At 49.0% G+C, this 25,165-nt stretch carries 20 protein-coding genes; 11 read left to right on the forward strand and 9 right to left on the reverse strand.

From position 1 onward, the window contains the following. The first annotated feature begins 267 nt into the window (after nt 1–267). Entirely contained in the window at nt 268–1,365 is a 1,098-nt protein-coding gene (locus tag WCK51_05805; GenBank protein MEI7576388.1) for a MauE/DoxX family redox-associated membrane protein, read from the forward strand. Between the two features lie 463 nt (nt 1,366–1,828). Further along, nucleotides 1,829–2,740: a hypothetical protein gene (locus WCK51_05810; GenBank protein MEI7576389.1), complete on the forward strand. Its 912-nt coding sequence runs from the start codon at nt 1,829–1,831 to the stop codon at nt 2,738–2,740. A gap of 1,660 nt (nt 2,741–4,400) precedes the next feature. Here WCK51_05810 and WCK51_05815 read toward each other — a convergent pair. Beyond that, a complete protein-coding gene (locus tag WCK51_05815; protein MEI7576390.1) occupies nt 4,401–4,538 on the reverse strand; it encodes a hypothetical protein in 138 nt (45 codons plus the stop codon). Between the two features lie 226 nt (nt 4,539–4,764). On the opposite strand from WCK51_05815, the gene WCK51_05820 reads away from it, so the two are divergent. After that, entirely contained in the window at nt 4,765–4,902 is a 138-nt protein-coding gene (locus WCK51_05820; protein ID MEI7576391.1) for a hypothetical protein, read from the forward strand. 37 nt (nt 4,903–4,939) lie between these two features. Here WCK51_05820 and WCK51_05825 read toward each other — a convergent pair whose 3' ends face one another. Next, complete coding sequence (locus WCK51_05825; protein ID MEI7576392.1) at nt 4,940–5,080, reverse strand: hypothetical protein; 141 nt, start codon at nt 5,078–5,080, stop codon at nt 4,940–4,942. 1,133 nt (nt 5,081–6,213) lie between these two features. Between WCK51_05825 and WCK51_05830 the strand changes: the two genes are divergently transcribed. From WCK51_05830 to WCK51_05845, 4 genes are all read left to right on the forward strand, one after another. Further along, on the forward strand, nt 6,214–7,125 hold the full coding sequence (locus WCK51_05830) for a hypothetical protein (GenBank protein ID MEI7576393.1): 912 nt from the start codon (nt 6,214–6,216) through the stop codon (nt 7,123–7,125). 144 nt (nt 7,126–7,269) lie between these two features. After that, nucleotides 7,270–7,635, forward strand: coding sequence for a tyrosine-type recombinase/integrase (locus WCK51_05835; protein MEI7576394.1), 366 nt, complete (start codon nt 7,270–7,272; stop codon nt 7,633–7,635). A gap of 669 nt (nt 7,636–8,304) precedes the next feature. Then, nucleotides 8,305–9,624 (forward strand): hypothetical protein, encoded by a 1,320-nt coding sequence (locus WCK51_05840; GenBank protein MEI7576395.1) that lies wholly within the window; start codon nt 8,305–8,307, stop codon nt 9,622–9,624. After that, nucleotides 9,624–10,085, forward strand: a complete 462-nt coding sequence (locus tag WCK51_05845; protein MEI7576396.1) for a hypothetical protein — start codon at nt 9,624–9,626, stop codon at nt 10,083–10,085. Before WCK51_05840 ends, WCK51_05845 begins: the two co-directional genes overlap by 1 nt. Before the next feature lie 429 nt (nt 10,086–10,514). On the opposite strand, the gene WCK51_05850 is transcribed toward WCK51_05845, so the two are convergent. The 4 genes from WCK51_05850 to WCK51_05865 all read right to left on the reverse strand — a co-directional run bounded on the left by WCK51_05850 (nt 10,515) and on the right by WCK51_05865 (nt 16,346). Further along, entirely contained in the window at nt 10,515–10,931 is a 417-nt protein-coding gene (locus WCK51_05850; GenBank protein ID MEI7576397.1) for a hypothetical protein, read from the reverse strand. 332 nt (nt 10,932–11,263) lie between these two features. Beyond that, nucleotides 11,264–12,022 (reverse strand): hypothetical protein, encoded by a 759-nt coding sequence (locus WCK51_05855; GenBank protein MEI7576398.1) that lies wholly within the window; start codon nt 12,020–12,022, stop codon nt 11,264–11,266. A gap of 68 nt (nt 12,023–12,090) precedes the next feature. Further along, complete coding sequence (locus tag WCK51_05860) at nt 12,091–15,096, reverse strand: lantibiotic dehydratase (protein MEI7576399.1); 3,006 nt, start codon at nt 15,094–15,096, stop codon at nt 12,091–12,093. Next, nucleotides 15,093–16,346: a lanthionine synthetase C family protein gene (locus WCK51_05865; protein ID MEI7576400.1), complete on the reverse strand. Its 1,254-nt coding sequence runs from the start codon at nt 16,344–16,346 to the stop codon at nt 15,093–15,095. Before WCK51_05865 ends, WCK51_05860 begins: the two co-directional genes overlap by 4 nt. 329 nt (nt 16,347–16,675) lie before the next feature. On the opposite strand from WCK51_05865, the gene WCK51_05870 reads away from it, so the two are divergent. Next, nucleotides 16,676–17,545: an LLM class flavin-dependent oxidoreductase gene (locus tag WCK51_05870; GenBank protein ID MEI7576401.1), complete on the forward strand. Its 870-nt coding sequence runs from the start codon at nt 16,676–16,678 to the stop codon at nt 17,543–17,545. A 998-nt stretch (nt 17,546–18,543) separates the two neighbouring features. Here WCK51_05870 and WCK51_05875 read toward each other — a convergent pair. Next, nucleotides 18,544–18,915: a hypothetical protein gene (locus tag WCK51_05875; protein MEI7576402.1), complete on the reverse strand. Its 372-nt coding sequence runs from the start codon at nt 18,913–18,915 to the stop codon at nt 18,544–18,546. A gap of 90 nt (nt 18,916–19,005) precedes the next feature. Beyond that, nucleotides 19,006–20,574, reverse strand: a complete 1,569-nt coding sequence (locus tag WCK51_05880; GenBank protein ID MEI7576403.1) for a recombinase family protein — start codon at nt 20,572–20,574, stop codon at nt 19,006–19,008. A 255-nt stretch (nt 20,575–20,829) separates the two neighbouring features. On the opposite strand from WCK51_05880, the gene WCK51_05885 reads away from it, so the two are divergent. Genes WCK51_05885 through WCK51_05895 form a run of 3 tightly spaced genes read left to right on the forward strand, consistent with a single transcriptional unit; the run spans nt 20,830 to nt 22,179 of the window. Beyond that, entirely contained in the window at nt 20,830–21,258 is a 429-nt protein-coding gene (locus WCK51_05885) for a hypothetical protein (GenBank protein ID MEI7576404.1), read from the forward strand. Beyond that, nucleotides 21,255–21,770, forward strand: a complete 516-nt coding sequence (locus WCK51_05890) for a hypothetical protein (GenBank protein ID MEI7576405.1) — start codon at nt 21,255–21,257, stop codon at nt 21,768–21,770. The genes WCK51_05885 and WCK51_05890 overlap by 4 nt, the downstream gene beginning before the upstream one ends. After that, the gene (locus WCK51_05895; GenBank protein MEI7576406.1) at nt 21,760–22,179 is read left to right on the forward strand and encodes a hypothetical protein; all 420 of its coding nucleotides are present in this window, start codon (nt 21,760–21,762) and stop codon (nt 22,177–22,179) included. Before WCK51_05890 ends, WCK51_05895 begins: the two co-directional genes overlap by 11 nt. A gap of 225 nt (nt 22,180–22,404) precedes the next feature. Here WCK51_05895 and WCK51_05900 read toward each other — a convergent pair whose 3' ends face one another. Then, the gene (locus WCK51_05900; GenBank protein ID MEI7576407.1) at nt 22,405–24,714 is read right to left on the reverse strand and encodes a hypothetical protein; all 2,310 of its coding nucleotides are present in this window, start codon (nt 24,712–24,714) and stop codon (nt 22,405–22,407) included. Nucleotides 24,715–25,165 lie beyond the last annotated feature (451 nt).

The following is a 25,165-nucleotide window of genomic DNA, read 5'->3' on the forward strand; positions in this document are numbered from 1 at the left end:
CCAGCTGGAAAGGAAAACACTTTGGCATGATCAGGATCCCTTTGCCCAAGTACTTTGGGAAACATTGCAATTCCGAGATCAATGGCTGTGAATGTGACAGATTGGAGCATTCCGGTGATGATAAGAGGAACGACTTGAATATTCACACGACCGTCTGATAGAATTTTGACGCTTGACACGTAAGTCAGAGGAGCAATATGCTTCGTTAGCGTGAGTATGCAAAGCGGCCCCTGTTTTCGCTTGACAATGTCCAGGAAAATTTTTGGTATGAAGTTAACTGAGAACAGCTGGAGGCATCTCTCTTCGGTAGAGAATTTATTGAACCCGCTAAGGGTTGCCGCTTGGCCCCTAGTCTGCACCTGTCTATTCGTTGCGGTCACGACGAAACTTCAGAGCTATGATCTCTTTTGTCGGTTTGTTTCAGCCTCGCTCGGACTGAACCCCGCTTTCTCTCGCCTCCTAGGCTGTGCACTGATTGTCATTGAATTGGCAATTCCGCTGGCCTCCTTGCACAAAGCAGTTGCCCCTCTAGCCTATCTGAGTGCTACAGCACTGTTCTGCTGCTTTACCGTGTTTCACTTGAGTCGGGCATTTGCAGGAAACTACTTGCCCTGTTCGTGCTTTGGCGAGCTTTTGAAGTTATCTCCATTCGCATTTGCAATGATAACGGGAATGTTGGCGTGTGCCTCCCTGCTGAGCTCTTCCGGAGTCGTTGTTCTGGCGCGCTCAGGATCAGAGCAAAAGCTCCCAGCAGTTGCTCGAGCATTCTGGCTGTGCACCGTCCTGTGCCTCATCGGTGTTGAAGCAAAGTATGTTTATCGCTTTGCCAAACCTGCACCATCGGGGCAAATTATGAAGATTTCTACCTCTTCGGCAGCCCTACTCGACGATGCTGAGCTTCTATCAGGTTCGCGATCGAGAACAAATGCAATTGTGATGTTTGGAGACTATCAATGCCCTTTTTGTCGAAATGCGGTCACAGATTATCATTCATATTCTGGAAAGAAGCCTTGCATTTTTTGGAGAGAATTGCCTCTAGAGTCGATACACCCGGGATCACGTGGATTAGCTCTCGTGAGTCAGATCGCTTCTGCCCGTGGCATACTACCAAAAGTGGCTCCCGTTATGTTTGACGCTGGCTTAGTGCGTGCAGTTCAAAGTGATATCGAGAAGCACGTTCTTGGATCATCGATAAGCCGAGAAGAAAAACAGTCTGCGTCCTTGAAACTCGATCTTCATTTTAAGTTGGCCAAACATTTGAAGGTTACCGGAACACCTGCAATATTTGTAATACAGGGCTCCAAAGTCTATCGTGCTTCGGATATGATTAGTGCAATAAAGTTTTCTCAACCGCTTCGCAACTGACCTCGATTAGAACCATGAAAAACAGATCAATATTGTCCGCGTGTGCGGCCTTCGTCATATCAGCAATCGCTCTTGCCGCTACACCTTGTGGGTATCCTGACGAACCCGTTTGGGATCCCAACGAGGGAACTTGTCAGGGGTCCTTCTCACCGAGTTGCCAGGACACAAACCTACTTACGGATGGAAAGTGTTCAGGATCAGGTAATCCAAAGGAGTGCGTTACCGTGACACGCTATAAGAGCAAAAAAACATACGTTCCTCGGTACTCTAATAGGGGTTGTGGGGCCAGTAACCCATGTGTCCTGTTGAATGAACCGCATCCGCCATTAATTACATACAAAAACCCAGGAACGACTGACTGGGACTGCATTAATCAAGAGTCTGGCACTCCGGGCTCTCCTCAATAACTCAAATCCCGACTAAGAAATTGCCGTCGAGGCATGCTCTCGACGGCAGAAGCACTATGCGCACACTATCCCTCATTATCTTTACGATCGCACCGTTCATACTGCATGCGAACCAGTTACCGTTTACCATTACGTATGAAGTAGCTGTTGATCAGCCACGATCAGCCAAGCTTGGATCAGTTTCAATCACCACAGGGGGCGGCAATACTTTAATTGCCATTACGAATTCCGGGATAAACTCCAGCGTCTTCTATTCAAAAGAACTATGTGTTATTCAGGAAGTGGAAAATCAATCTATCCTTGCCGAAATCAGACCGAGCCAGACAACAGGAAAATCAACGCTTTTGCCTCTACTTCCGTCTGAAATAATAACGCTCAATTTAGTGAAACCTGAAAAGCGATCCACTGGAACTTCTTATTCGATTGCTGACCCAAGCGTAGTTGCATACGATGATGGGATTCCTTTCGAGCCAGCCGAGATCAAGCATCAAGTACTGTTGGGCGCGAAGCGGATGACTGAGATTCGCGTTTTACACGACAAAAAGTTATCAGAAACATGGTCTTACCTAGACTACAGAATTGTAGGCGGAGTGGCTGTTCCTGGAAGAATCACTCATCATCGATTCAAAGCCGGAGGGTTGAACATTTCCGAAGATGATACTACGGAATGGCGACTAATTCAGGCAGATCAGATTCCTGCTAACAAGATTCCGACTGCGGAATCCTTTCTAATTGATGATACCACCGTCCAAGACAATCGTAACCCAGCAGAGCCATTCGCGTTTGCATTTCAAAAAGGAAGAGGTACACTCGAAGAACAATTACAACTAGCTCGTAGATTGAAGGTCAGTCGACAGGGGGATCGGAATTCTCCTGCGTCAGCGAGCCCGTTCGTTCCCATCCTGGTCGGCATCATTGGAACAGCGATAGGAGTAGCATCTTATCGTCGGCATCAGAAGCGAGCATGAAGGCTTTCAAATCATGGAGAGCAAAACCTTTCTCACTTGTACTAATCATAAGTCTCTTGCTAGCATTCGGAGTAAGAGTTCCATCGACAATATCATTGTCTCAGCTTTCCAAGTATGTGCTCTTTCTGGGGGTATTGGGGACAGTTGCCACAATCGCCCTTCGATCTAGAGGGGATCCTAAACGGATAATCGCAGTCACCGCTCTCTCGAGTTACCCCATCGCATTGTTGCTAAGTGTCCTCACAACAGGTAAAGTTGGTCAGAGTGTGAGCGGTAGTTTTCTTCCGCTTCTTTGGATGCTGGGCCTGATATGTGGATCCCTTATTCCAAAAACTGTTGCTGAGCTTCCACTGATATGTGGAGCATTGTTCTTGTCGGTTTTTGCTGTATATGGGTGGTTAACCAAGACGAATGTTTTCGTCTCGGGTGATCTTTATCGAGCCCAAGCACTTGACGGGGGACCCCTTTCGCTGAGTTTCTTTGCGGGAGTCGCCTGCCTGACCGCCTTTAGTGTTGTCCGAACTAAACCGGAGGCGACGTCCTACGGAATAATCGGCTGGGTGTTGTTGAGTGTCGTCATAATCACCTTTACTCGGGCCGCGCTGCTTGGACTCACGGTAGGCGGTTTGATCTTGCAACTTGGTGCGTCGAAAGGGCAAAAGCTTCTCTATTATTCAATTGTGCTTGCATTGATATCTATATCGCTTCTTCGGAGCCAAGGAACTGCAAACGGCAGAAGTGCCATGGATTCTGCTCTAAGTCGCCCTCGCATTTGGTATTCAGCCGTATGCGCATTCATAAAGAGTCCAGTCACCGGAGTCGGTGCCGGGGAGTTCACGTATGCATACACAACCGAGGTCGGGGAAACAAAAACGCAACATGGATTGGCAGAACCGAAGAGCCTATACTTGTTACCCATTGTGGAACTTGGATTAGTCGGACTCATTGCCGTATCTATTGGATCAGGCTCGCTTTACCTGCTTGCGCGTTCGCATTTGAACTTGGGAGATACCTTCGTGCCTGCGACGCTGTCATTTGTGGCTACCTATAGCTTTTTTGATACACCTGCATTTGCACTAGGAACATATCAAGGCACGGTCGTCTTAGGGTACTTGATTGGAGTCTCTTGCCAGCCGCATATCCAAGCTGAAACTTCTAACCAACAAGCCCCGCTAGTTTGATCCTTGTATCCACATGGAGAAGTGCAGGAAGTAAAACATAATCGTGAAATCTAGTCCTAACAATCTCGCTCAGCTTAAGCCTGGTTGCCCTTTGGTCATAACCTTTGGTTGTCCTGTCGTCAACGTGTCCCGCTATTCTCTGAGCTGTCTCGAGCTGACAGCCATCCTCCAGAAACGTAGTAATCCCAGTCGCCCGGAAGCTGTAGTTGGAGAACAAAAGTGGAAGCCCCGCTCGCTTCAGCCTGCGCTTCACCATCTTCAGGCACTCGTCTCACTGAATGGGCTCCGTGCTGAGCTGGTCATGAGCCGGTCCTGAGAATGCCGGAAAAAGGGGTACATTCCCTGAAAACCCGCTGACCCTAGCCGCTCATTGGGATACAATGTGAATGGAGGGTGGCAGGGGATCTCTCTCTCCACTCCGCCCTTTTCCCGCAGTCTGGGAAAAGTCTGTCTTCCAAGATCGATATAGTCAGATGCTGTCAACCGGCAAGCTGCCGCAACTTTTCAAAAGCGTACGCCATGACTCCGATAAGATCTTTGTCTCGGAGGTCAATGAGTTTCTCATTCCCAATGCACTCAAACAGAATGAATATCCGCACCGGAGAAAGCGCGGGCATTTTCCCTCAGTCCTGCGAATCGGATGCCTCTTCAATTCTCCTGCAAAGTTGTAAGTCATGGCGCCGGTCGCGACCATGTATGAAAAAAGCATCCTTGGAGCTGACAGGTGCCGCTTAATGGAGGCCGCGCTCACCCGCTCCCTCGGCAAATGGTCCCGGTAGCCAGCGACTGGCACTGGAGAAATTGCTACAAGATTCGGGTAGTTTGCTGAGTTATGAGGCCGCAATGCGAAATGCATCGCGCGTGTACGCTTTACGGGCGTTCTCGTGGCAGATCCGAGAGGCTAAGAGTTCCTCAACCGCCCTTTGGGCCATCTCGCAGATGGGAATGCACGGAACGACCTTAGCGGCTTACTCGATCTGAGTGATGTCGCGCCTGGCCCGAATATCTAGCAAGTGGCTCAGTTGGTCTGAGATACCGTGAGTGCTCCAATGTCTAAGGCGAAGTACGCCATCTGCTGAGCCCAAACATCGACCTCATTGGATGTCAGCGCGTCGATCGAGTCGTTGGCCAACCCCTTTCTGCCAATGGTCATTTGCATCGCAAGGAACTTCTTGCGAAACTCCGGCTAGAGATGCTCGGGATCTTTTCTTGAAAAGTGATCGAGCCACGCTCTTAGCAGTCTCCCTTTGAGAGGAAGATCCCCAGCCGCCAAAGTGATTAGGGCTGCAATGACTCGTTCTGCCGCCGCTCTGCTCGACGGGCCACTTTTTTCAGTACTGGTGTCTCCTCTCCTACCGGCGGCGGCTACCTTGGATTTGGCTCGCATAAATGGAGTTATGAGAGGCGGTTAGGGAGAATTTTGGAGAATGACTCCTAAATGGGGTTATGAGGCATAAAATCAAGGGTTGAATACCGAGACAAATGGTGGAGCCTCGTTAAGCACTGCCGTGAGGCGAGATCATCAACTTAAGAAGGTAAGGACCGAGTAGCTCCATGATCCAAGGATTGTTCTGGAGGATAGACCCAAAGCGTGCCAACCCGCTATGAACAAGGGTCGGCCTAGTCTCCATGGCTTATACCTCATTGACCAGTTCATGAAGTTGCTCTGTGTCCTGGCGCCTCTAATCGATCTCAGCATGAAGAGATGCAGGATCAAAACTGATAAACTGAGTCGCACTTGATTGGTTTCCGACGATGCTTTGCGATACAGGAGTTTTAAAGGTGTAATTCGTAACGGGTGATACCGTTGCACCTGCACTCGCGTAGTAGGCATCTTTGCCAACGGTCTGCTGTCGAAAAACGGCTATTTCAACATTCTCGATCCGAAACCGCTTACCTGTTAACTCTGCCGTTAAAAGATCTCAAGAAAGCACGTCTGCTCCAGAAGGCAGCAGCAGACAGGATTCTTCTTTGTGATCACGTTCAAGTACGGAACCAACCACTTGTCGTTCTCGGACAATGGTGTGCTCGATTCCATGATGTTGGAGTGTCATTGAGAGTGGATTCATAGAACTCCTGACTTGTCGTTGGGAGAAGAACTCGCTCGCTCCAAAGACCAAGCCTGCAATCTTAAGATTATAAATATTGAAGATCGATAGCCTTAATCCATGACTGCAACTAATGAGCTATCTGTACGGTCTTCTTTGTCTACACTTCTATCGAACACATAGTAGACCTAAGGCGTCATACTATCTAACCGGGATCAATCAGAAAAACTTGGTGCTCAGTCAAATGAAATTATCGAAGAAGCGAATCCGAACTCTTGAAGCCAACATTCCGGCTCAATTAACCAACGATCAGGTTGTCATCGTTAGCGATCCGCTCAGTGCCGAAGCATTGCACAAACTGGGATTCCCCAACGCAGTTCAGCCTGGGATGTCTCTGCTGCCGGCGATTGTCGGCCCAGTCTCTCGCTACAACGCAGAAGGCAAGTGGGATATCCATCGAGACCAACCAAAAGAAACCTGCTACCGACAGGTCGAGTGGAAATGGATTGAAAAGCATGGCCAAGATGAAGTCGAGCAAAGTCGAACTGTTGATGTGCCCTATCAACGGTATCCGAGAACTCTTATCCCTCCACCTTGTCTCGCAGTCACATTAATTGAGCTTGAAGAGGGCATGGCGGCCGCCCTACAGCCACTCAAGGTTGACTTCCAGAATGGAACAACGTTGAAACATGCTCTGAACTTGTTCCTTGAGATGTTTGGCTCATGTACGCTTTTAAGGCTGTCCTTAGAGCCGGTTCAAGTAGCAGTAACTCACCAGCTCAACTGGTCGATTCTGCCTCCAGGGGAAATGCCGTGGGGAAATCTCAAGAAACATCTCGCGCCTCTCTACGAAGGGCAATCTAAAGGGCGAAAGCCGATTACCCAGGAGCGTCTCGAATTCATTGCGAAGTTCACTCCGTCATTCACGGCCGTTGGAACGGGAGGCTTCTCCGGCTACATTGTCTTCGGGTTCCCAGATAGAAATCTCTACATTGTTGAGTGCACCAACTACGGGAATGCAACCTACGTCTTTAGACAAAATTGGGAGACTCTTTCACAGCTGACCAAGGCCGAAATCTTGGTTGGCGAACTTCAAGAGGCGCGGTACATCCATCGAGAAAAGTGGCACGACCACGTCCGAGACCTGTTCAAATAACTTTCCACTAGCGCAACAGTTAGGAAGCCTGAATGAAACAGCATGGTCATCACAAAGAGAAGGTGAGAGTGAGAGATCAGTGGCGATGTAGTCGGCTCGAAGCTCGTGCTCAAGCCCCTTGAAATGTAGAAGAGCGCTTGCTCGATGCCTGTTATCGGACATTCGTTGGAGGCGATCCTGGCAGAACGAGCGCGTCAAGAGTCGGGCGAATTGGACAACGAAATGAACCTGGTCTTCCTGAACCCTTGGGGACGCCCATTTGACGGCAAGTGCGTAAGCGACCGTCTGCACGCAGCTCTCGAGGTGGTTGGACAACCAAAAACCGGAATGCACTCGCTCAGTCACTCTGCCGCTACGTTCATGCTCATGGCCGGGCTTAACCTTCACCAGGTCAGTCGATACCTTGGACATAGCCAAATCGCGTTGACCTCCAACTTGTACGGACATGTGTTGGAAGGGGCAATGCGCGATGCCGCCCAGAAACTTCAAGATGCTTACTTAACACTGTGAAGTTGACTGCGCGGTTTTTCAAACCAGCTGGAAAGAAGACGGTCGAAGCCAAATCATGTTCAACTTCGGCGGTAAAGACTAACATTACAAAGGTACTTGGACGCTCCTGATGTAGTTTCTTGTCCTCGAGGCGGAGTTCCAGCAACTTTTGAAGCGGCGGGGAGAACAATCAATTCACCTGTAGCTAGCCGACTTGATTGAGAAGGCGCCCAAGGCGAGAATCTCGGCGTTAACAACTTTGCAGACGACTTTGAAATAGAGGTGAATATTTTGCAGAACGCCCTAACGTGGATTATCTCTGCGACTTTCATGTGTGACAACCGAACACTGACATTTCAGCGCTCTTAGGTGATGAGTCATTGGAGTCGAGGTAAATCGCAAAGATCACTCTTCGTTGATGGCTCACCATTGGAGAATTAACTAGTATTTCAATCGAGAACCACTCAGATTAGCATTGGTTTGCTCTAGAGAACCCATAGCATGTCACCCGCCCGTCGAGACGAAAAGTCCACCAGCACCAAAGCTTTTCATGAGCTGCCCTTCAATGGAGTCTCATGCTCCCGCGCCCCAGGATTCACATCTTTTTAGAAGCGATTCTGCAATGAGTTTTCCCACAACCTATTGTTTCAAGAGCAATAATTCAATCCTTTCAGGCATTATTATGTAACTATGCTCGCGGCCACACTCGTATTGGTTTGTTGCCTTGGTCAACCTTTGGAGATCGGTCCGCTTGCTATGGGGATGAGCCCGTTAAAAGTTGAGAGTGCGATTGGCCCGCTTGATTTAGATGTTTCGGGCACGATCCAATACCTTCAGGGCTATAGGATCTTCAGACAACCAGACGGGGCAGATACGTTATTCATTTTGGGTTTCTACAACGATAAATTGGTTTTTCTACGAAAGCAAGATGAGTTCCCGGAATCGTCGGTGTTTATGAAACCTAGAGGTGGGATCCGAAACTCAGATACCCAACTCAGTTCTCCTATCGACAGTAGTGGGAATCGTTATGAAGACACAGAGATAGCTGGCTTTGGTCCAGTTTCACTTTTTGCGGAAAGAATGAATGCCAATCCGTTCCAGTTTCGAAGCAGATCCTTCGGCAGTTATAAGCAATATGTTTCAACCCTGACAGTTCCCGAAGATCTCAAAAGTAACCTGTTGAGAACCACGCCCACGTTAGACATCGCGAGCATCACAAACGGACCTTATACCGTCACAGCCCAACTTCCGGGATCTCTTATCGTCTACGATCAAAGCGCTCGCGCTGAGATCGAAAGGGAACTTGATGAATTAAATCTCAAGCATCAAACAAATGCTGCCATGTCCAATAGTACGAACATATGGTCATTAGCTCCACTTGACGCAAGTTCACCCCGGTTGGCACTATATGTTCGACCAGGAACTAACGTCCAAGAAATCGTTGACGATGTAAAAGCAATGGGGGCCGTCGTTCTTTATTCTGGAAACTCGGCTAGGGGTGGGGTAGTACTAATCGCTGTCCCCGCAAAGTGGTTGGATGCTTACAGAGGCTCGTTTTCCAAGCTCTCTTCAATCTTGCAGGTGATAAGAGTCAACCCCATAACAGCCAGTACTGACCCGACCACAATTTACTTTCCGCCACAATCAAACGGCAAACAAATCGCCGTCCAGTCGAATGTCGATAAGCTTCAGAAGTTCCTAAAGAACTACTACCAAAAACCTGCTTTGACGATTACTCTTCTTGGTCGGCAATGTGTGCGCGCCCAAATCTCCAAATTCAGGGGAGTCGTTATAGAGAACCGTAATTACTGGGAAAAACTTGACATTACGTTCTTTATTGAAACAGGGAGCATAGTTATGCTTCCGCAAGGCGAATATGCAACCGGGGCTGGCACAAAGCCCCCGTCTGATGATGGCTATCATCCAATTACGGAGGAATATCCCAGAGCTTTTGCAAATTACCAGAATAAGCTTGTATCTGCGATTCAAAACTACATGAGGCATAACTAATGAACGAATATAAACTGCGAAATGGAACTTGTGGAATCCTCGTCCTAGGTCACGTTGCGACTTGCCTTGCGTTGATTGTAATGTTTGCTCAGAGTGGCTTTACAGAAAGTGAATTCACGACGAGCTTAGCACTTATCACTCCAGTGACCGGAACCCATGTTGCGGCCGGGATCCAATTTATTGTAAGGAACCGCCATAGAATTTCAATTCCCAAAAAACGGATTTCAAAGGCATTTGCGGCTTTGACCCTCTGTTTAGTTTTTGCCGTAACGGCATGTCTCATTTTACTGGTACTTGCAAAAGGCGCGAATATAGTCCCCATGAAATTCGAAACTTTTAAAAACATTTTGCTGGCCTTTGAGACAACTTTTGGAGTCTATTTGACAACGGTAATCACAGGGCTCTATGATCTACCCGAACCTCAAATCGTAGCCCATGGCAGTGAGAACAACGTACTGTAGAGACAATGGCTAAATCTGACTAGCTACTCACGGCATAAGCTAAGTTTCTACCACTTTCCGTCGGTCGTCATGTTCTCTTGCCGAAAGTTACAGACAAGGTCGCTTAAACGCCGCAGACTTGCATTTCCTACATGTCCAGTCTATTCTGTCTGCATCCGGTTCCGGATCGAGAGTTATTCGTACCTCTTCGAAATCTTATGCTACTCTGACTTACTAGAATCCGAACTCGCGCGGCTTCTGCTCATTATCATTGGTTACGTTGATCGAAGTGCAATCACTGAAACTTATTCAACTTCGAGAAACATCTCCTGCACTCGAGTTCGCATCTCCATCGTCAAATCTTGTCTGAATCCGGCCTATGGATTTGAATACATGTCTTTTCTCTGTGAACCCTTTTCAGCAAACGACTGTTGGAAACCTAACCTGCACTCACTGCTTGCCGCCAGTGAAGTTAAGAACACCAAAGCTTTCCATCAAACCTCGCTGACGAGACAAGAAGTGCAAAATGTTTACCCCTTTCTCCTGAGCCTCCGCAATAGAGTGAAAAGCTCTTGGCCTGGCGTTCCATACATATGGCAATTCAGCAACTTTAACTCGCTGACTTGCCAGTGCTCTCACAAGTGCTAGTTGGTCTTCGGCTCCAAACTTTTGCCACTCAGAATGCCATGCACGAAACAGGCGTTCTATCTTCTTACTTTTTTTAAAATAGAGAACCCCGCTGTTATAGTAGGGGTGTTCCAGCAAATTCAATTCCTTGGTGTAACGATACTCTGGCTCTCTACGCACGGGATCATTTGAGCTGTACTCAAGCACATGAGCTACCGTCGGATGGAGATCAATTGCCATTGCGATATCCGTGTACCACTTGATCGGAAGAGTCGCTACATTTGCAAGCGGTACTGTGTCACTATCTAGGAAGAGCGTCCTCCTAAATCCATATGTGTATAGTGATGTCTTAAATGTGCGCGACTCGAAGCTACCAGCTCCACAAGAACTGTTGACGACTTCTATGCTCAAAGACTTCAGTTCCACATTGCAATTGGTAACTAATCTGACAGGGCCGGTATAGCCTGCTTTTCTAAGGTACGAAATACTATTCAAGCACAGATCAGTGTATTCGGCACCTATGCCAAGATAGAGCACCCCAAACCCAGCTGTACTTTGTTTAAGTAGTGTGTTCATTTTGATCGCGTAAACATAGGCTTCCAACCGAGAGTAGAAACATGGCTTATTGCGGCATTTCTTCGATCCAAATGATCAATTCGTCGCGAAAGCGCGAAGTCTGCTGGTAACTCTTCTTTATCGACCCGGGTCTCTGGATCGTCCGAAGAGGGCGTGAGAAAACATCCAAGTTGGTTGTACATCTGCATCGCTGCCGCCAACAGTATATCGTCCTCAGAATCTGCTTGAGAGGGAATCCCCATGCGCCAACGCAACTGCCCCAAGGCAAAGAGCATCTCAGTTCGTACAAAATATGCGCGAATTACGACGTCAACTTCCTCGAAGTGGCTGGTGCGTGCTACTCTTCGGGGACGATACTCGCCATCGGTGTCCAACCGGCGACCAAGCTGACCCAGCACTCCGAATTCTTGCCTTGCCGACATCTCAAGGAAGTGCTCTATGCACCGCTTCCCGGGGAGTAGGTCGTCATCCAGGAAAAACGTGTACTCTCGATCAAAGGCGAATGTAGGGACGTAACGGCTGTATGCTCCCAAGTTTTGATTCCAACGAAAGACCCGCCTGACCGAATCAATCACCGAATCTCTTATTGCGTATTCCGGTTCGGGGTGGCAGTCGCAAAGAGTGATATCGCAAGCTACTGACTGGTCTTGAAGTGCCGAAATAATTGCCTCTACGTTTCGGGGCCTCTTCCAGTTGATTATCACGGCCTCAACTCGCGTCGTCGAAGTACTACATGTCTGATTAGAGGGTTTCATTGGTTCTGTTCACAAAGATGTCTCTCAGTCGGTCCTAGCATGTGCAGCTTTTCGCACGATGCGGAAGTTTAAGAAAATTGCATTAATTTTAGCAGAGCAAGAGTTCTCCTGCATAGCCGTAGGTAACTCTCCTCTGTTGACCGAGTGGGTCCAAGAATCCGATTGAAGTGCATATGCAACAAAGATTGAATAATGGCCGAATGATCTCTTGTCAATGAGGGACTTGGATCTAGCTGGCAGGCCTGTATAAGTTGATCTCTTCTTTCAATGGCTGCCAAGATCTGTTTGGTCTCATCGGTGAGATCCCGTTTCAGAATTAGCTTCGTGATCCTTGCGTTAACTCTCCTAAACATCTTCCCATCTTGAACACCTGGCGTGGGTAGAGCGCTGATAGCTGAGCTTATCGAGGAACCACATAGAGCGCACAAAAATAGAGCCGCACTCAGACATCTGACTGCAAGGGCGTCAGCGTAGCTGGCCTGTTTTGTGTATGAGTTAATGCTGATAGCACATAAACTGTCCAAGTGAAAAATCTCAAAGATCTTCTCACTGATGGCCTGGCCACCATATCTAAATGTTTCTTCATGGAAAGTCGTCAAATCAAAAAATGTTGCGCTCTCCTGCAAACACATTTCATGAGCCCAATTGATTCCGATCTCTTTGGCCGACTGTTCATCACTCTTCAGCATCGATCTAAAGCGTAGCCTGATATGAGGTTTGGGATCAAAGTAGCGAACATAGAACCATTGACAGCCAGTTGGAAACCGCTTGGCAAGTTCAACAAGTTCCTCAATTAGGTTATCGATTGCGTACGCTGCACAATACAAATGAATCGATGTCCAATCGGTACTTGGAAGATGCGAATTCCCCAGATCAGCTTCTGAAGGTAACTCCTTGTTGATCGGTACGTAAACAGGGGGTGAGTAATCCGAACGAAGTACAATAGGTACTACTAACTCGGCAGCATAGCTAAGACCATCTCGTCGTAACCAGCAGTTGGCAGAATTCTGGACGACTTCTTCTATATGGGCAATCTTATTTTTGCGAAGGACTCTTCTTAACTCTCGACACCCTCGAGGGGTCTCTAGATTGACTTGAAGTCGGCGATCTCCATCTATCAGAGTAACTGTACTCGGGACTGACATATCTTGCCGCCAAAGCTCCACCGAAGATAGACACTCTGTACACGTCTTGTGCCGCAAGATTTCGGGCGTGATTGTCCAGCGAGCAAGCGACAGAATTGTTCTGCCATACACTATGCGAGGTAGGTAAGGAAACCCACGTGCCGTACCCCAATCAAAGGCTTTTAATTGAGCCCGATCGTACATCGACAATTCGAGGAGCAACCTAGCGAGGACGTCAAGCCCATCGGGGCTAAGGACGTGGGTTGCATGAACAACAACTTCTTGGAGCTTGGCTTCATAGTAGCGCACAAGGCGTAGCCTGTGCCCATCGTGCAGGAAAAAGAGATCTCTAAGCTTAACTACGTTCCGACCTTCACCAAACTGCGGTTCCAGGTATAGCGATCCTTCGTATTGACAAGGGCGTACTAAAACGTTCGCCATTCTTGGTTCAAGTGGTTCAGAGAACATCTCCAAGTGCAAAGAGTCCTGCGATTCGAATCCGACTTTCCTTGAGATTTCTTGGAGCGCTTCAAAGCCTCCATTCAGGGTAAAGGCGAAGCGTCCAATTTGCCTACCCGCCTCAATTGCCCCGGTACCTGGGCCCACCAAAAGCTGGAAGTCACCATCATCTAGAGCTGCAGTATCTGCAGCCAGAACGGAGACGTTAATCTCGCATGAGTTTGACCAGAATCGCAGGTGAGAACCAGAGCTCAAAATCTCAATGTCTGCCTCATCGAGTATCACTGGATGGTTTCTGCCTCTGCGCAATGCTAAATCCTGGAGATGGCGCTGTCGATCGCCAAAGTTGGACTCAGACCTTTGCAACGTCGCTTCCCTTCGATCGAGGATCTCTATGCCAGTGTGCGGATCCACGGCCTGACAGACAGGCACGGGCCGATCGCACCCGAAGTGCTCCAGGAAGCGCGATTGGTATGATTGTACTAAAGTAGTGTGATCTGAGCGGCTCATCTTGACAAGAGCTGTTGCAGCACGTGCTGCTTCTTCAGCAATCGATTCAGGTAACTCGATGACAAGGGGCCAAGCGGCGTCCACTTGAATTGAATCCAAAACAACGCTGGGCGGAAGGCGAAGTGGCCCACCTGGGTTCGACAGGCACTCTTTGACTTGGACAAGATCGAGGCCAATCTGATGGATTTTGCCCTTAATCTCATCAGCAAAAATATCACCGAACGTTCTGATTGTTTCTTCGAATGTTTTATCTACATCTAGAGTTGGGAAGGCATCAGGAATTAGAAGACCAAAATCTATCAGGCTGTTCAAAGTTGCTTCTACGCGGCTTTTCTCGATATGTGGGAACCTTTTCGTCGTCTCGTCAATGAGTTTCGGGAGTCCGATCTCGTGACGACACAGATCCAGCACGAAGTCGATTGCTTGTGTACGCTTCAGTGATCGTGCCTCCAGTCCAGCACCTGGGGGCACGATAAAGATCCTACGACCACGCGAAACAGCCCAGGAGGATACACGGTATCGACGCCCGAGTCGAAAACCAGGATCCGTAGAAACTAACGCAAACAGGCGCCTGATTGCCCCGCCATCTACTCGGACTCGTCCAATCGGAGTCGGCTCGTCCCATTGGACTTTTGTTGCAGAGTGCCACGAGCCGAGACACACTCCAGACCAGAAACCAAAAGGAGTACATCGACTCGACGCCCTCACCAAGTAATTCGTAAGCGATGAAACAACTTGTTCCTCCAGCCGTTTTTTGTTCCCACTCAGATAGTCTGTTATTTCCCCCATGAGTGCAGGTGAAGAAAGTCCGAGAGCCATTTGTACGATGGAAGTTGACAAAAGATCATAAAATTCTTTGCACTGTGCAGGATCTTCGGCGGTCGCAAGTGTTTCGGCAATTTCTATTGGCAATAGCGGCACTCGCGTCAGAAAAGGGCCAGAAACAGCAACATATTCAGGTCCGGGAGTGGCGTTATTCATTGAAGGCAGAATAGGCGCGCGGTCGGCGACCGGAGTACTGAAAGGCTTGATTCGATGGAAAGAAGTATCCCTGACAGACCGTCCAGGAGTCCGATTCCCGCCGGATCTCCAGATTCATCCCGATAACAGAATGGTTGGCTGGCATCAATGAATGTTAAAATGCGCTCAAGTTCGAGGTGTAAGCCGCCTTGAAGACTTTCATCATCCCATCGTTCGGACAGTTGCTTCAGGATCAAGAGAAATCCAGAGTAACCATGGCAGAACGTTGGAGATGGTGTGCGTCGTTCACACAAACTACGCAGAAGAATCGCTTTTAAAGTTGTGCGGGCGAGATTTTCTAGAGCTCGATCGCCAGTTACTATGGAGGCGTTTAGCAGAACCGCTGCGATTCCCGCCGGGCCATAACACCAGGCTGATCTAGTCGGGATTGTAGTTTCTTCCGCTGGTTCGAGGTGCACCGCACTCGGCCAAGAGGGACCATAAGAATCATAGATCACTTGCCCTGCAAGCCAATTAGCAAGTTTATCGATGGCTCGATCCATGCCAATTAGCTCGTACCCCGCAACTCGGGCGATGGACAAAGTTCCGAGCATGCCTGCTACTCCATGAGCGAGTCCGCAGTTCAGAAGCCCGGATGGAAAACTCTCTCGCAGATACGCATCCGGAGTCTGAAAGGGATAACACTTCCAAGAAGGACTACTACCGTCGCTCTCGGCGAGTTTTACCATAAGCGTAAGCCACCCGACAAGTTCGTCTTGCTGTTCTCCACGGAGGTTACGACCGATTCGAGAGAGCGCAATGCCAGATAGCCCTGAAATGAGGTCCCACATTTCAGCTCTTAATCCATCGCTTCCTACCTCAGCAATCGCCTGCATCTGTTTACCTGCAAGTGCCCCAACTCTACGATCGAGTTGTTCAAGGAGAGAAGTATTATTGCAGTAGAAGGGCGTCTTAGACGCACAGAAAGCAACACCGGCCAGTCCGTCGAAGAGGCCCGATAGTCTCCATTGCCGAAGAGAAGTTGAACTTAAAATGAACCGGAGCAGCTTAGCGGCAAGTTCCCCAAGACTGGGATCTTCTCGTAGTTCCGCACATTGTCCGATTGTGAAGGCAACTCCGGTGAGCCCCCTTGACATCGAACAGTCTAGGAACTGCACTTTATCTGCGTCGCCGATGACACAATTGGCATAGTCTGCAATTCTTTCAACCAAAATATTGCGAACGCTCCTGAAAGCACCGTCTGAGAGCATCACTTTAAAAAATGCCCGCTCTCAGCCACACCCACAGGTATCACAACTCCGTGTACAGCCACAGGTATCACAACTCCGTGTACATCCGCAGGTATCACAACTGCGTGTACATCCGCAGGTATCCCCGCTAGCATTCAAAGCCGCACCTGGCCTGCCAAGATCCTCTTCTTCCCACCAAATAGATACGTCGAATTCATCCTTTTCGTTAAGATCGGCCATTGAAAATATCTCCACTCTGTTGTCTTTGTTCTAACCATCCCACTTGTAAGGCATTGCCTTGCGGGATCAAGGATAATATACTATGAGAAGTGTGAACGAAGGGGGTATCCATGGAGATTTTCTTGCTTGATCTTGGGCAGCCCCTTGAAGGAATTGGGGCAAGCGATAGAGTCCGTCTAGCCGTCTCGACTGCCCTCCAAATGGAGGAGATCAATGTCGACGGGTTTTGGGTAGGAGAACACCACGGCGAAGCAGCCTTTTCCGCTCCCGAAGTCATGATCTCGTCAATTGCTAGCGCAACTAGTCGGTTAAGAGTGGGGTCTGGTGGAGTGTTGATTAGCATCCATAGCGTTTATGCCACTGCCGAGCGGTTCCGATTGCTTAGCGCTCTCTTCCCAAACCGGATCGAGATAGGAGTCGCTCGCGGAAAACCGCCTGACAACCTAATTAGTCAGTTCGGAGACTTCTCTAATGAAACTTACGAACAGCGAGTTAGGGGGCTCAGAACCGCTCTACTAGAGTCGCGTTCGGGTCCGCAGCCGAACGATTGCCAGGCTCCACCAATATGGCTTTTGGGAATGGGTTCAAGGTCGGCATCCCTTGCTGGAGAACTTGGTGTCAACTACTGCCACGGCCTTTTTCTCAAAGGCGCGGAACCGTTGACTGCCGCTTATGAAACATACACTCGGGCGCTACCTGTAGGTTGCAATGGCTGCTTTGGCGTAGCGATGTCTGTTGCAATGTCTGGAGAGCAACCTGCTAGAATCTTTGCAGGCACTTATGCCAGGGTCAACCTTACAATTGACGAAGACCAAGTGATCGAAAACGCAATGTGCCTCGCCAGTGGCGTCGTTCTGTCGCGGACTGTATTCGTCTCCGCCGCAGCAAGCGCAAAGGCATATGCGTCAATCGCCAGTCACCTTCCAGGTGTTGCGGCAACTTTGGGTTGTTTCAAAAGCTCCGCTGTCACATGTAAATGATAGCGCGCGCAATGCTGGAGATGATCTTTGAATTTCAATTTGCGATTTTCTGGTTGCGAAGTCTAAGGGTGATTTTCACAGTTTCTTTGAAAAGCGAGGCCACGCAACTCAGGAACACGTGAAAATGGGCGAGGCCAAATCTAAGAGCGGCACAGCCAAAGCTAATTTGGGTTAAGCTGCATTTTGCCGGAGATTGCGTATGTTACTTGGAAAAGCTCACCACCCCAAGGCAAGCGCATTCTAAAAACAGACACCGAAAGGAGTTCTGTTATTGTGACTGACGTGTTCAGGGTCGTGGTGTGTGGAGAAGTCAAATTTTATAAGTTTCGCTCCACGGTGGCGAGACGAAATCGGTTTGACTTATGTACGTAAACCGATTTCAGCGGTTGCTACGGTCGTAGTGATGTCTCTGTCGTTAAAAACGCAACAAGTACGACTAGGTGCTTTCAGCAGATTTACTTTGCCCAATCTACGCAAAGAGAAATCTTCATCTTGAAGGGGCACGTAAGGTCGATTCAATGCTTGTTCCGGCGGAGTAGTTACTGTTTACACATAGACATTTTGTCCTAAAACTTGCTCTGGACTAGCTTTTGGGCGTTTCTGCTCGTCTCAAGACAATCAGGTTTTTTTGAATACGAAGAGAAACGTGAGCAGCCCGGGTAGTTTCGGACTCATCGTTACTGTTTAGCAAACGTGCAGCGACTGTACTTTGGCGAAAGACCGACTTCGAGACTGCTAAGTGGCCAAACTGGTCTTTCGCGTTGCGCGATCTACTTTTGGATTGTTCGCCAGTAGATAGTGAGTTTTTATGATAGAGACGGTTCTCCGTCTTGTCATGTCATCACTAACCTTATCCCAACCAATAGAACTTGTGCCTTTCTCTCGGGTCTCACCGGTGAGAATTCCGCCCAACACCTTCGCCCTGGATAAACCTGTCGTTCTTCAGCTGAACCACCTCTACATGTATGGAAATTTGAAGCTGCTGGCGTCAGATCGCTTCACTGTACCAATCCCAATTTTTCAGGTAGCAAGCAGACAAGATATCTTGAACGTTCACGTTCCTTAGCCCCAGCGAGTTCGACCTGGAGTTCTGCGCGAATAGCTTCACGTTGTGATTTGGCCGCTTCGTTGAGTTTGCTTGTAAGTTGTTTGGTGACTTCGGACTGAATCTCTGCCTTTGCTACTTCAATCTCTTGGCGTTCTTTTGCTAGGAGCTGCTCAGTTTCCTGTTTGGCTTCAATTGCTTCACGAAGCTTTTTCTCGGATTCACGCTTTGCTTCAGCGATCAGTGGAGCGGCGATCGTCTCAGAAAGCGGAATCTCAGTCCCACATTTCGGGCGAGTTAGAGCTGGGGTTTGCATATCATTCACGTTTGTTGCTTCAGTCTTACCATAGCATGTTGTGCTTTAAGTACGCATGAAACCAGATATCAGTAGTCCATTTACGGAAACTACGCAGTATCAATCTGTTGTGAGGTCGGGTTCAGTAAGCAATGCGGTTCGGATTTTGTCCACCAAGGGCAGCCAAACATTAAATTCTCGAACTGGATGCCCTTCTTTGTAGCTCTGGAAGCTACTCTTCAGAGGTTCGAAAGCGATGATTTGTCCGATGATTGGATCGGGCTCAATTTCCACGTTTTCCAGAGTGAGAAAGTAACTTCTGGCTAGTTGTCGCAACATGACTTGTCGCATCTGCGATGACAAGTCTTCGAGGCATTGGGCTTGTTCGAGAAGAGCAAGTCTGTTTTCTATCTGCCTAGCGAGGGAGTTTTTAATAGTCGCTTCACGAGCGCTAGCTGTTTTCAGTTCTGTCAATTCGCTTTCGATCTGAGTCTTCAGTTCTTTGTACTCTGCTGCCTCGATCTCATCATCGAGGCGCATTTGATGAAGCCGCTTAAGGCGTCGCCCGAGCTTGGAGACCTTTTCTTTGGTTAGGTTCACAGATTGACCTTCCGCAGATTCAATTTTTTCGATGTATTTCTTGAATTCGGTCCCAGCCCAGGGGAGTAATTCGGGAGGTAGCTTAAACTGCATGATCGCTTGCCCAAGTCGGCGATCTAGTTCGGTCTCGGATACGCTACATTTCCTACAACCTCTCGCGCCCGTGCAGTGATAGTAAACGTAGTTTGCGACCCGGTTGGTGGTCTTATAGTGCTTCGTCTTGCGTTCCGCAGTAATTGAGCATCCACAATAGCGGCACTTCAGTAGTCCAGCGTACGTGAAGTTGTGCTTAGAACGGTTCGATCTGAGTCTCCCTGATAGGATGTCATGGGCCCTATCGAACTCAGCTTTAGAGATCATTGGCTGGTGAGCGCCTTGGTATGTCTTTCCTCGAAACTCAAATTTGCCGTAGTAGAACGGATCAGCGAAGGCTTTGTATAGTTTGCTCCGTGGTACGTGACCACTTTGAAACAGATGTCGCATACCTAGCTCTTCTGCATATTTGACGGCTCTTGCTACGGTCGCATTGCCAGTAAGGATCAGCTCCCAACATTGGCGAAGGATTGCGAACTTGGCCGGATCGATCACAATTTCATGGGTCTCTTTGTTGTATCGATAGCCAATCGGTGGATGGGTCGGTTTCCAGCCACGCTCGGCCTTACCAATCATTCCGCGAATCGTGTTACGACGAAGATCTTGGATAAAGCTTGTCGCCATTCCGTTCTCGATGGAGATGAGGAGCGCACTATCATCCGGGTAGTAGGTTCGCTCAGGAGTTTTGATGAACTCAAGCCTCCCGCAATGCAGGAGGTGAGCAATTTGTCCGCCCTCCAACATGTTCCGGCTAAGGCGGTTCATGTGCCATACCAATAGACCAGCGATCCCGCCTGATTCAATCTTTTGAATCAGCTGCGAAAAGACTGGGCGAGTTCCCGGCTGTTTAGCCGACTTGGACTCTTCGAGAATCTCGGTAACGTGAATCCCATTTCGCTTGGCGAACTCTAGCAGGACCTTCTTCTGATCTTCAAGACTCTGAACTTGACGATCCTCGCTCTCGCTGGATTTGCGGATGTAGATAGCGACTTGCATAGAGTTGGATAAAAGCTATTTGTAAGATTCTTGTTGCGGCGTCTTGGGACTCTTCCAAAGTCAATTCTAGTTGGAATTCGTTTTTCATCAATGCCTGAAAGTCTTTGACGCCTTGGGGTGAAGGGTGTGGGAGGAACATGCCCTCAAAACTACTCGGGGCTAACGGAGGCGAAAATTCGCTTTCACCTCGCGCAAACTTTGCGTAAATGCGAATGCACTTGATCTCCCTTGGACTCGGTATGAGATCTTGGTGGCATGTTACATCCACCACCACAGCAGGGTTACGGCCCGGTCATCAACCGCATCGCGGACGTGATGGCTCACCTCAACAGATACATGTTCAAGGGAACGACCAGGCTTGCCGAAGATGCAAGGGTTAATCCCTCCACCATTTCCAGAGTCCTTAACAACCAGCTCAACCCCTCGTTCGCGCTCGTAGCGCGTATCACGGCCGCTATTGAATCCGAATTTGGCATCCAAATCGATCCACGTAACCTGGTTGCTGAAAACGGCGACTTTCTGACTCCATTTACCTGCGACCTAATGGCATGCAAAGGTTGCTTGCCTGAATCTCCGCTTGATGAGTTTGGCGACCTCAAGCCCGCATTCACCGATGTTTCAAAAGGCAAATGGGTTACATCTCGTTATCCAAAAGGCTTTATCCCGGGAAGGAACTCCCGATGACCAACACCGCAATCATGAAAATGCTGCAGACAGCTTCACTTCATTCTCTTTTGATGATGACCAGCAAGGCACTCAGCCGATCTGGGTTTGGAGATGTTCAGATTCTAGATCGCAGGGAAGCGAAGCAGAAATCCCGCCACGGTGGGCATGAGCTGCTCTGTGTCACCACGATCGGTGGTGTCCCGCTTCGAGTTGTCGTCAAAGTGATTCGCGACTCATTTAGAGTCCGCATGTTTGATGAACTGGCTGGGGTCGTTCTTAGGCAGAACGCCGACATGGGGATTCTCATCTCGCCTCAGCAGGGTAACGAATTAGGGGTGAAATGGCAACCGAAATATCGACCGCTTAAGATCTACTCGATGGACGGCCATGCCCTCTCTCGCATGATCTCACGTTCTAGGATCGGAACGAAAGACGGTCTCACTCCGGACTACGCTTTTCTAGAAGAGCTGGAAGAAATGGGGGCACGTGTTCGGTCCTTCATGAACGCAAAGGAGGCTCATGTCGCATGATCCAGCTGTTGAACTGGCCAAGGAGCTGCACCTGCTTGGTATCAGTCACGTCGGCATTGTCGAGGTGATGTCCCAGTACTCGCACGAGCGGATTCGTCAGCAGCTTGCATACCTTCCATATCGCCGCGCCAAGCGCCCCGAAGCTTTTCTCATCGAGGCCGTCCGCAACAACTATTCACCACCCAAGGAGTACTTCCATGCCCAAGCTGAGATTAGGCGTTCCGCTTCTGAGCAACTCGTGGACCAAGGTTCCGAACATCGTGCTCGACAAACTGATGCCAACTCTGAAAGATACGGAGCTGAGGGTGCTCCTGGTCCTGATCCGCTCGACGGCGGGTTGGAACCGGACTGGGAGTCCCGTGATCTTGCCATACCGTCAGCTAATGAAGAGAACAGGTCGGGGGTCTGAGGCAATCGCCTCTGCCATCGCCGGACTCTCCGCACTCGGACTTATCCACAAGCGGCAAACGATAGCGCAAACAACCACAAGGAAATCGAAGCACGAACGATGGGAAATCGAAGAGCAACAATACAAAGAATGAGATTAAAAAGAACAACGATCCCCGGCTGAGATTTCCACAGCAGAGCAGAACACACAAGCCAGGGTGGGAGGGCGGGTTACTTCACCTCAGGGTTACCCAAGAAACTGGGTTCCCAAGAGTTCATCAGGGTCACGAATGCTCGCCGATTTACATAGTGTATCGATGATATTCAGGCAACGAATTCGGACATTTGGACTTGAGGTTTGCTCGTACAGCCTTACAACTGCTTCAGTGTTGCGCTCCATAAATCTACCTGTACGTTGGTTTTCCGTTGGATCGGAGGCCGCGACCAGCTGGCTCGTTCTTTCAAATGCGTCTAAGACCACCTCCGGCAACCTACCTGATGTGGCTTTTAGTAACTCGAAGAAGCCGAAAGCATCATCCTCGAATGCTCGACTTTTGATGTAAGCAGAGATCATTTCTGTGACTTGCTCAAACGTCGCCGAGTCCATGTCAGTAAAGCACCGCCCGGCCGCTCTTCGCACCGACGAGTCTTCATCATCAAAGGCCAATACGAGAAGCTTCGAACATTCGCCTAAAAATCGCTCGTCGGAAATCCAGTCGCTGGCAACATCTGCGATGCCTAGGCGCGCTAAAGCACCAGAACGCTTTGCTTTAGCCATAAGCTCTCCATCGTCCTTGCCGGTTAGGTAAAGAAAAGTCGATAACTGCCCTCCGTGGCTGACCGCGTCTTTATCTTCTGACGTCAACATTCGCACTATCACGTCCCTCAGTAGCTCAAGATGAGTTTCCATCGCATAGCGAAGGAAAAATGAAACGTACCTTGAACCCAGCAGCTGATCTGAATCGATGGAAATGAGCTGGAAAAACAGTTCAACGGCTTGATCTCGATCTACGTTTAGGATACGTATCAATATGCTTGCAGCCTGAGTTCGCACAGCTGGTGACGGATCAGTTACAAGCGACTCAATCGTGGCTTTTAGTTCTACGTATAATCCGGGGACATTCCGAATCACGTTTTGAACTGCGGTTGCAATCGCTCCTCTGTCTGAATTCAAGCCTACATTATCAAGATCTGTCTCAGAGCCCTCCTCCGGTAGTTTGATATTTTCGCCGGTTTCTCTCTCGAGTTTGATTAAGAACGCCAAGATATCCTGAGGAACACCTTCGAATTCCATAGAGTCAAAACTGTGGCAAATTGCGCGACTTGCCTCTGAGCTACCGTACTTGCAGGCGATGCGTATCAGCCCCCAAAGAATATCTTCATCTACGTCTTTGATCGATTTCACTTTGTAAAGAGCTTCTACAACGTAGCAACATGGTGCGCTTGCTGGAAGTCTGGCAAGCACAGATACGAGTCTGTAGGGATCATCCTGCAACTCTTCAACCATGTGGCGCGCCAACTCTCGTTCCCCGCCCCGATCCCACCTTCGATCCTTTCTCTCGGGTAGCGAACACTTCTCGATTGCTCTTAACCACTGTTCATCTGAAAGGATGCCGGGATTTGCGTTAACTGGCGAGGTCGTGAAACGAGCCACAACTACCCCCTTTGGTCCAGCGGTTTCGGGGATTCCAAACTTACGCTCCAACTCCTGCCATCGCCTAATCACATTAGGCGGATAAAGTGAAGTATCGATAGCCGAAAGCAATTGAAATTGAGAGAATCCAAGTGCTGACCCTCTCAAGCTGCTTAGTCGCCCCCGAGGATCATCCTTCTGCAGATATTCCCAAGACTCGTAGTGCTCGAGAACTGCTTCAAACAATCTTCCCAACTGTACTTCAGTCAGGAAAGGCGTTATAGATGCGATCAGAAGCCTTGACTCCCAATTGTAGCAGTCTGACCAGGACTGTGACCTGGACGCGGGTACGGATGTTAACAGCTCAACGGCCTGATTCGCGAATGCTTCTCCATTGCTATGCAACATGCGAACAAGAATCCAACAACAAACATCGAGATCAAGATTTGCTATCAGCTGATTGATATAGTCTGAACAAGTTTCTGGAGACTCTGCCCCAAGCTGTTGAAGCGAGAGAACTAGGCCCTCCAGAATATCATCTGACAAATCCAAGTGGGAACCGTACGACTTGATACACCAGATTGAGTCGGTAAGTAGTTCGTTTTTATACCGCTCCTGAACGTTCTCTCGGGCCAACGAAATGACAGTAGGTAGAAAGTAATTCGCAAAGCCACCAGGGCAACCCTCAGCAATTTTTAGTACATCCTCAGAGCTACCAAAACGGTAGGAAGAATAGACTTCTGGATCACTTTTGAACGGGTTTACGACATCTTTTGAACGCGCCTCATCTAGCACTCGTTTAAACCACCCCTCGAACACTTGCATTGCTTTAGCAGGTGAGCGTGTCGCCAATTCAAAAGTCATCATTCTGGTTTGTGAACCAAAGGGCATCTCATCGAGAGGAAGGAGTGCACGGTCAAGCATCTTCAGGTAGAGCTCGGCAAGTCCTTCCGCCTCGTCGAGTTCAAGGTAATGCAAAATCTTAGCTGCGTGGCTTGGTATCGGTTCTCTCAGGTCTAGCCAGGACTCCAAAATTGACGGCACGGCACTCGCGCGTTCTCTTGCCACACTCCAAACTAGATTTACAGCCAAATCTGCCGTTGTCTCGCTGTCCCCTTCTATCCATTTTTGCAATAACCCCTGTCCGTGTAGCAAATCGAACCAAGCCGGAGAGCGAAGAGCGGTCTCGCTCCAATGAGTCAGTGACCTATCGCCACTGTTCCGGCATTCCATGAGGACGTCCAGCTCCTCATCGCTTGGATCTGGCAGACTGCGTAGCCAATCAAAGATGCTCCGCTTGAGATGAAAGCGCACATTCTGGGTGCTGAGCAGCTTCTTAAGTGTCGTGATGTACCTTCCGAAGTCTTCAGACCTC

This window comes from Armatimonadota bacterium (assembly GCA_037138755.1).
In the GTDB taxonomy this organism is placed as follows: domain Bacteria; phylum Armatimonadota; class Fimbriimonadia; order Fimbriimonadales; family Fimbriimonadaceae; genus Fimbriimonas.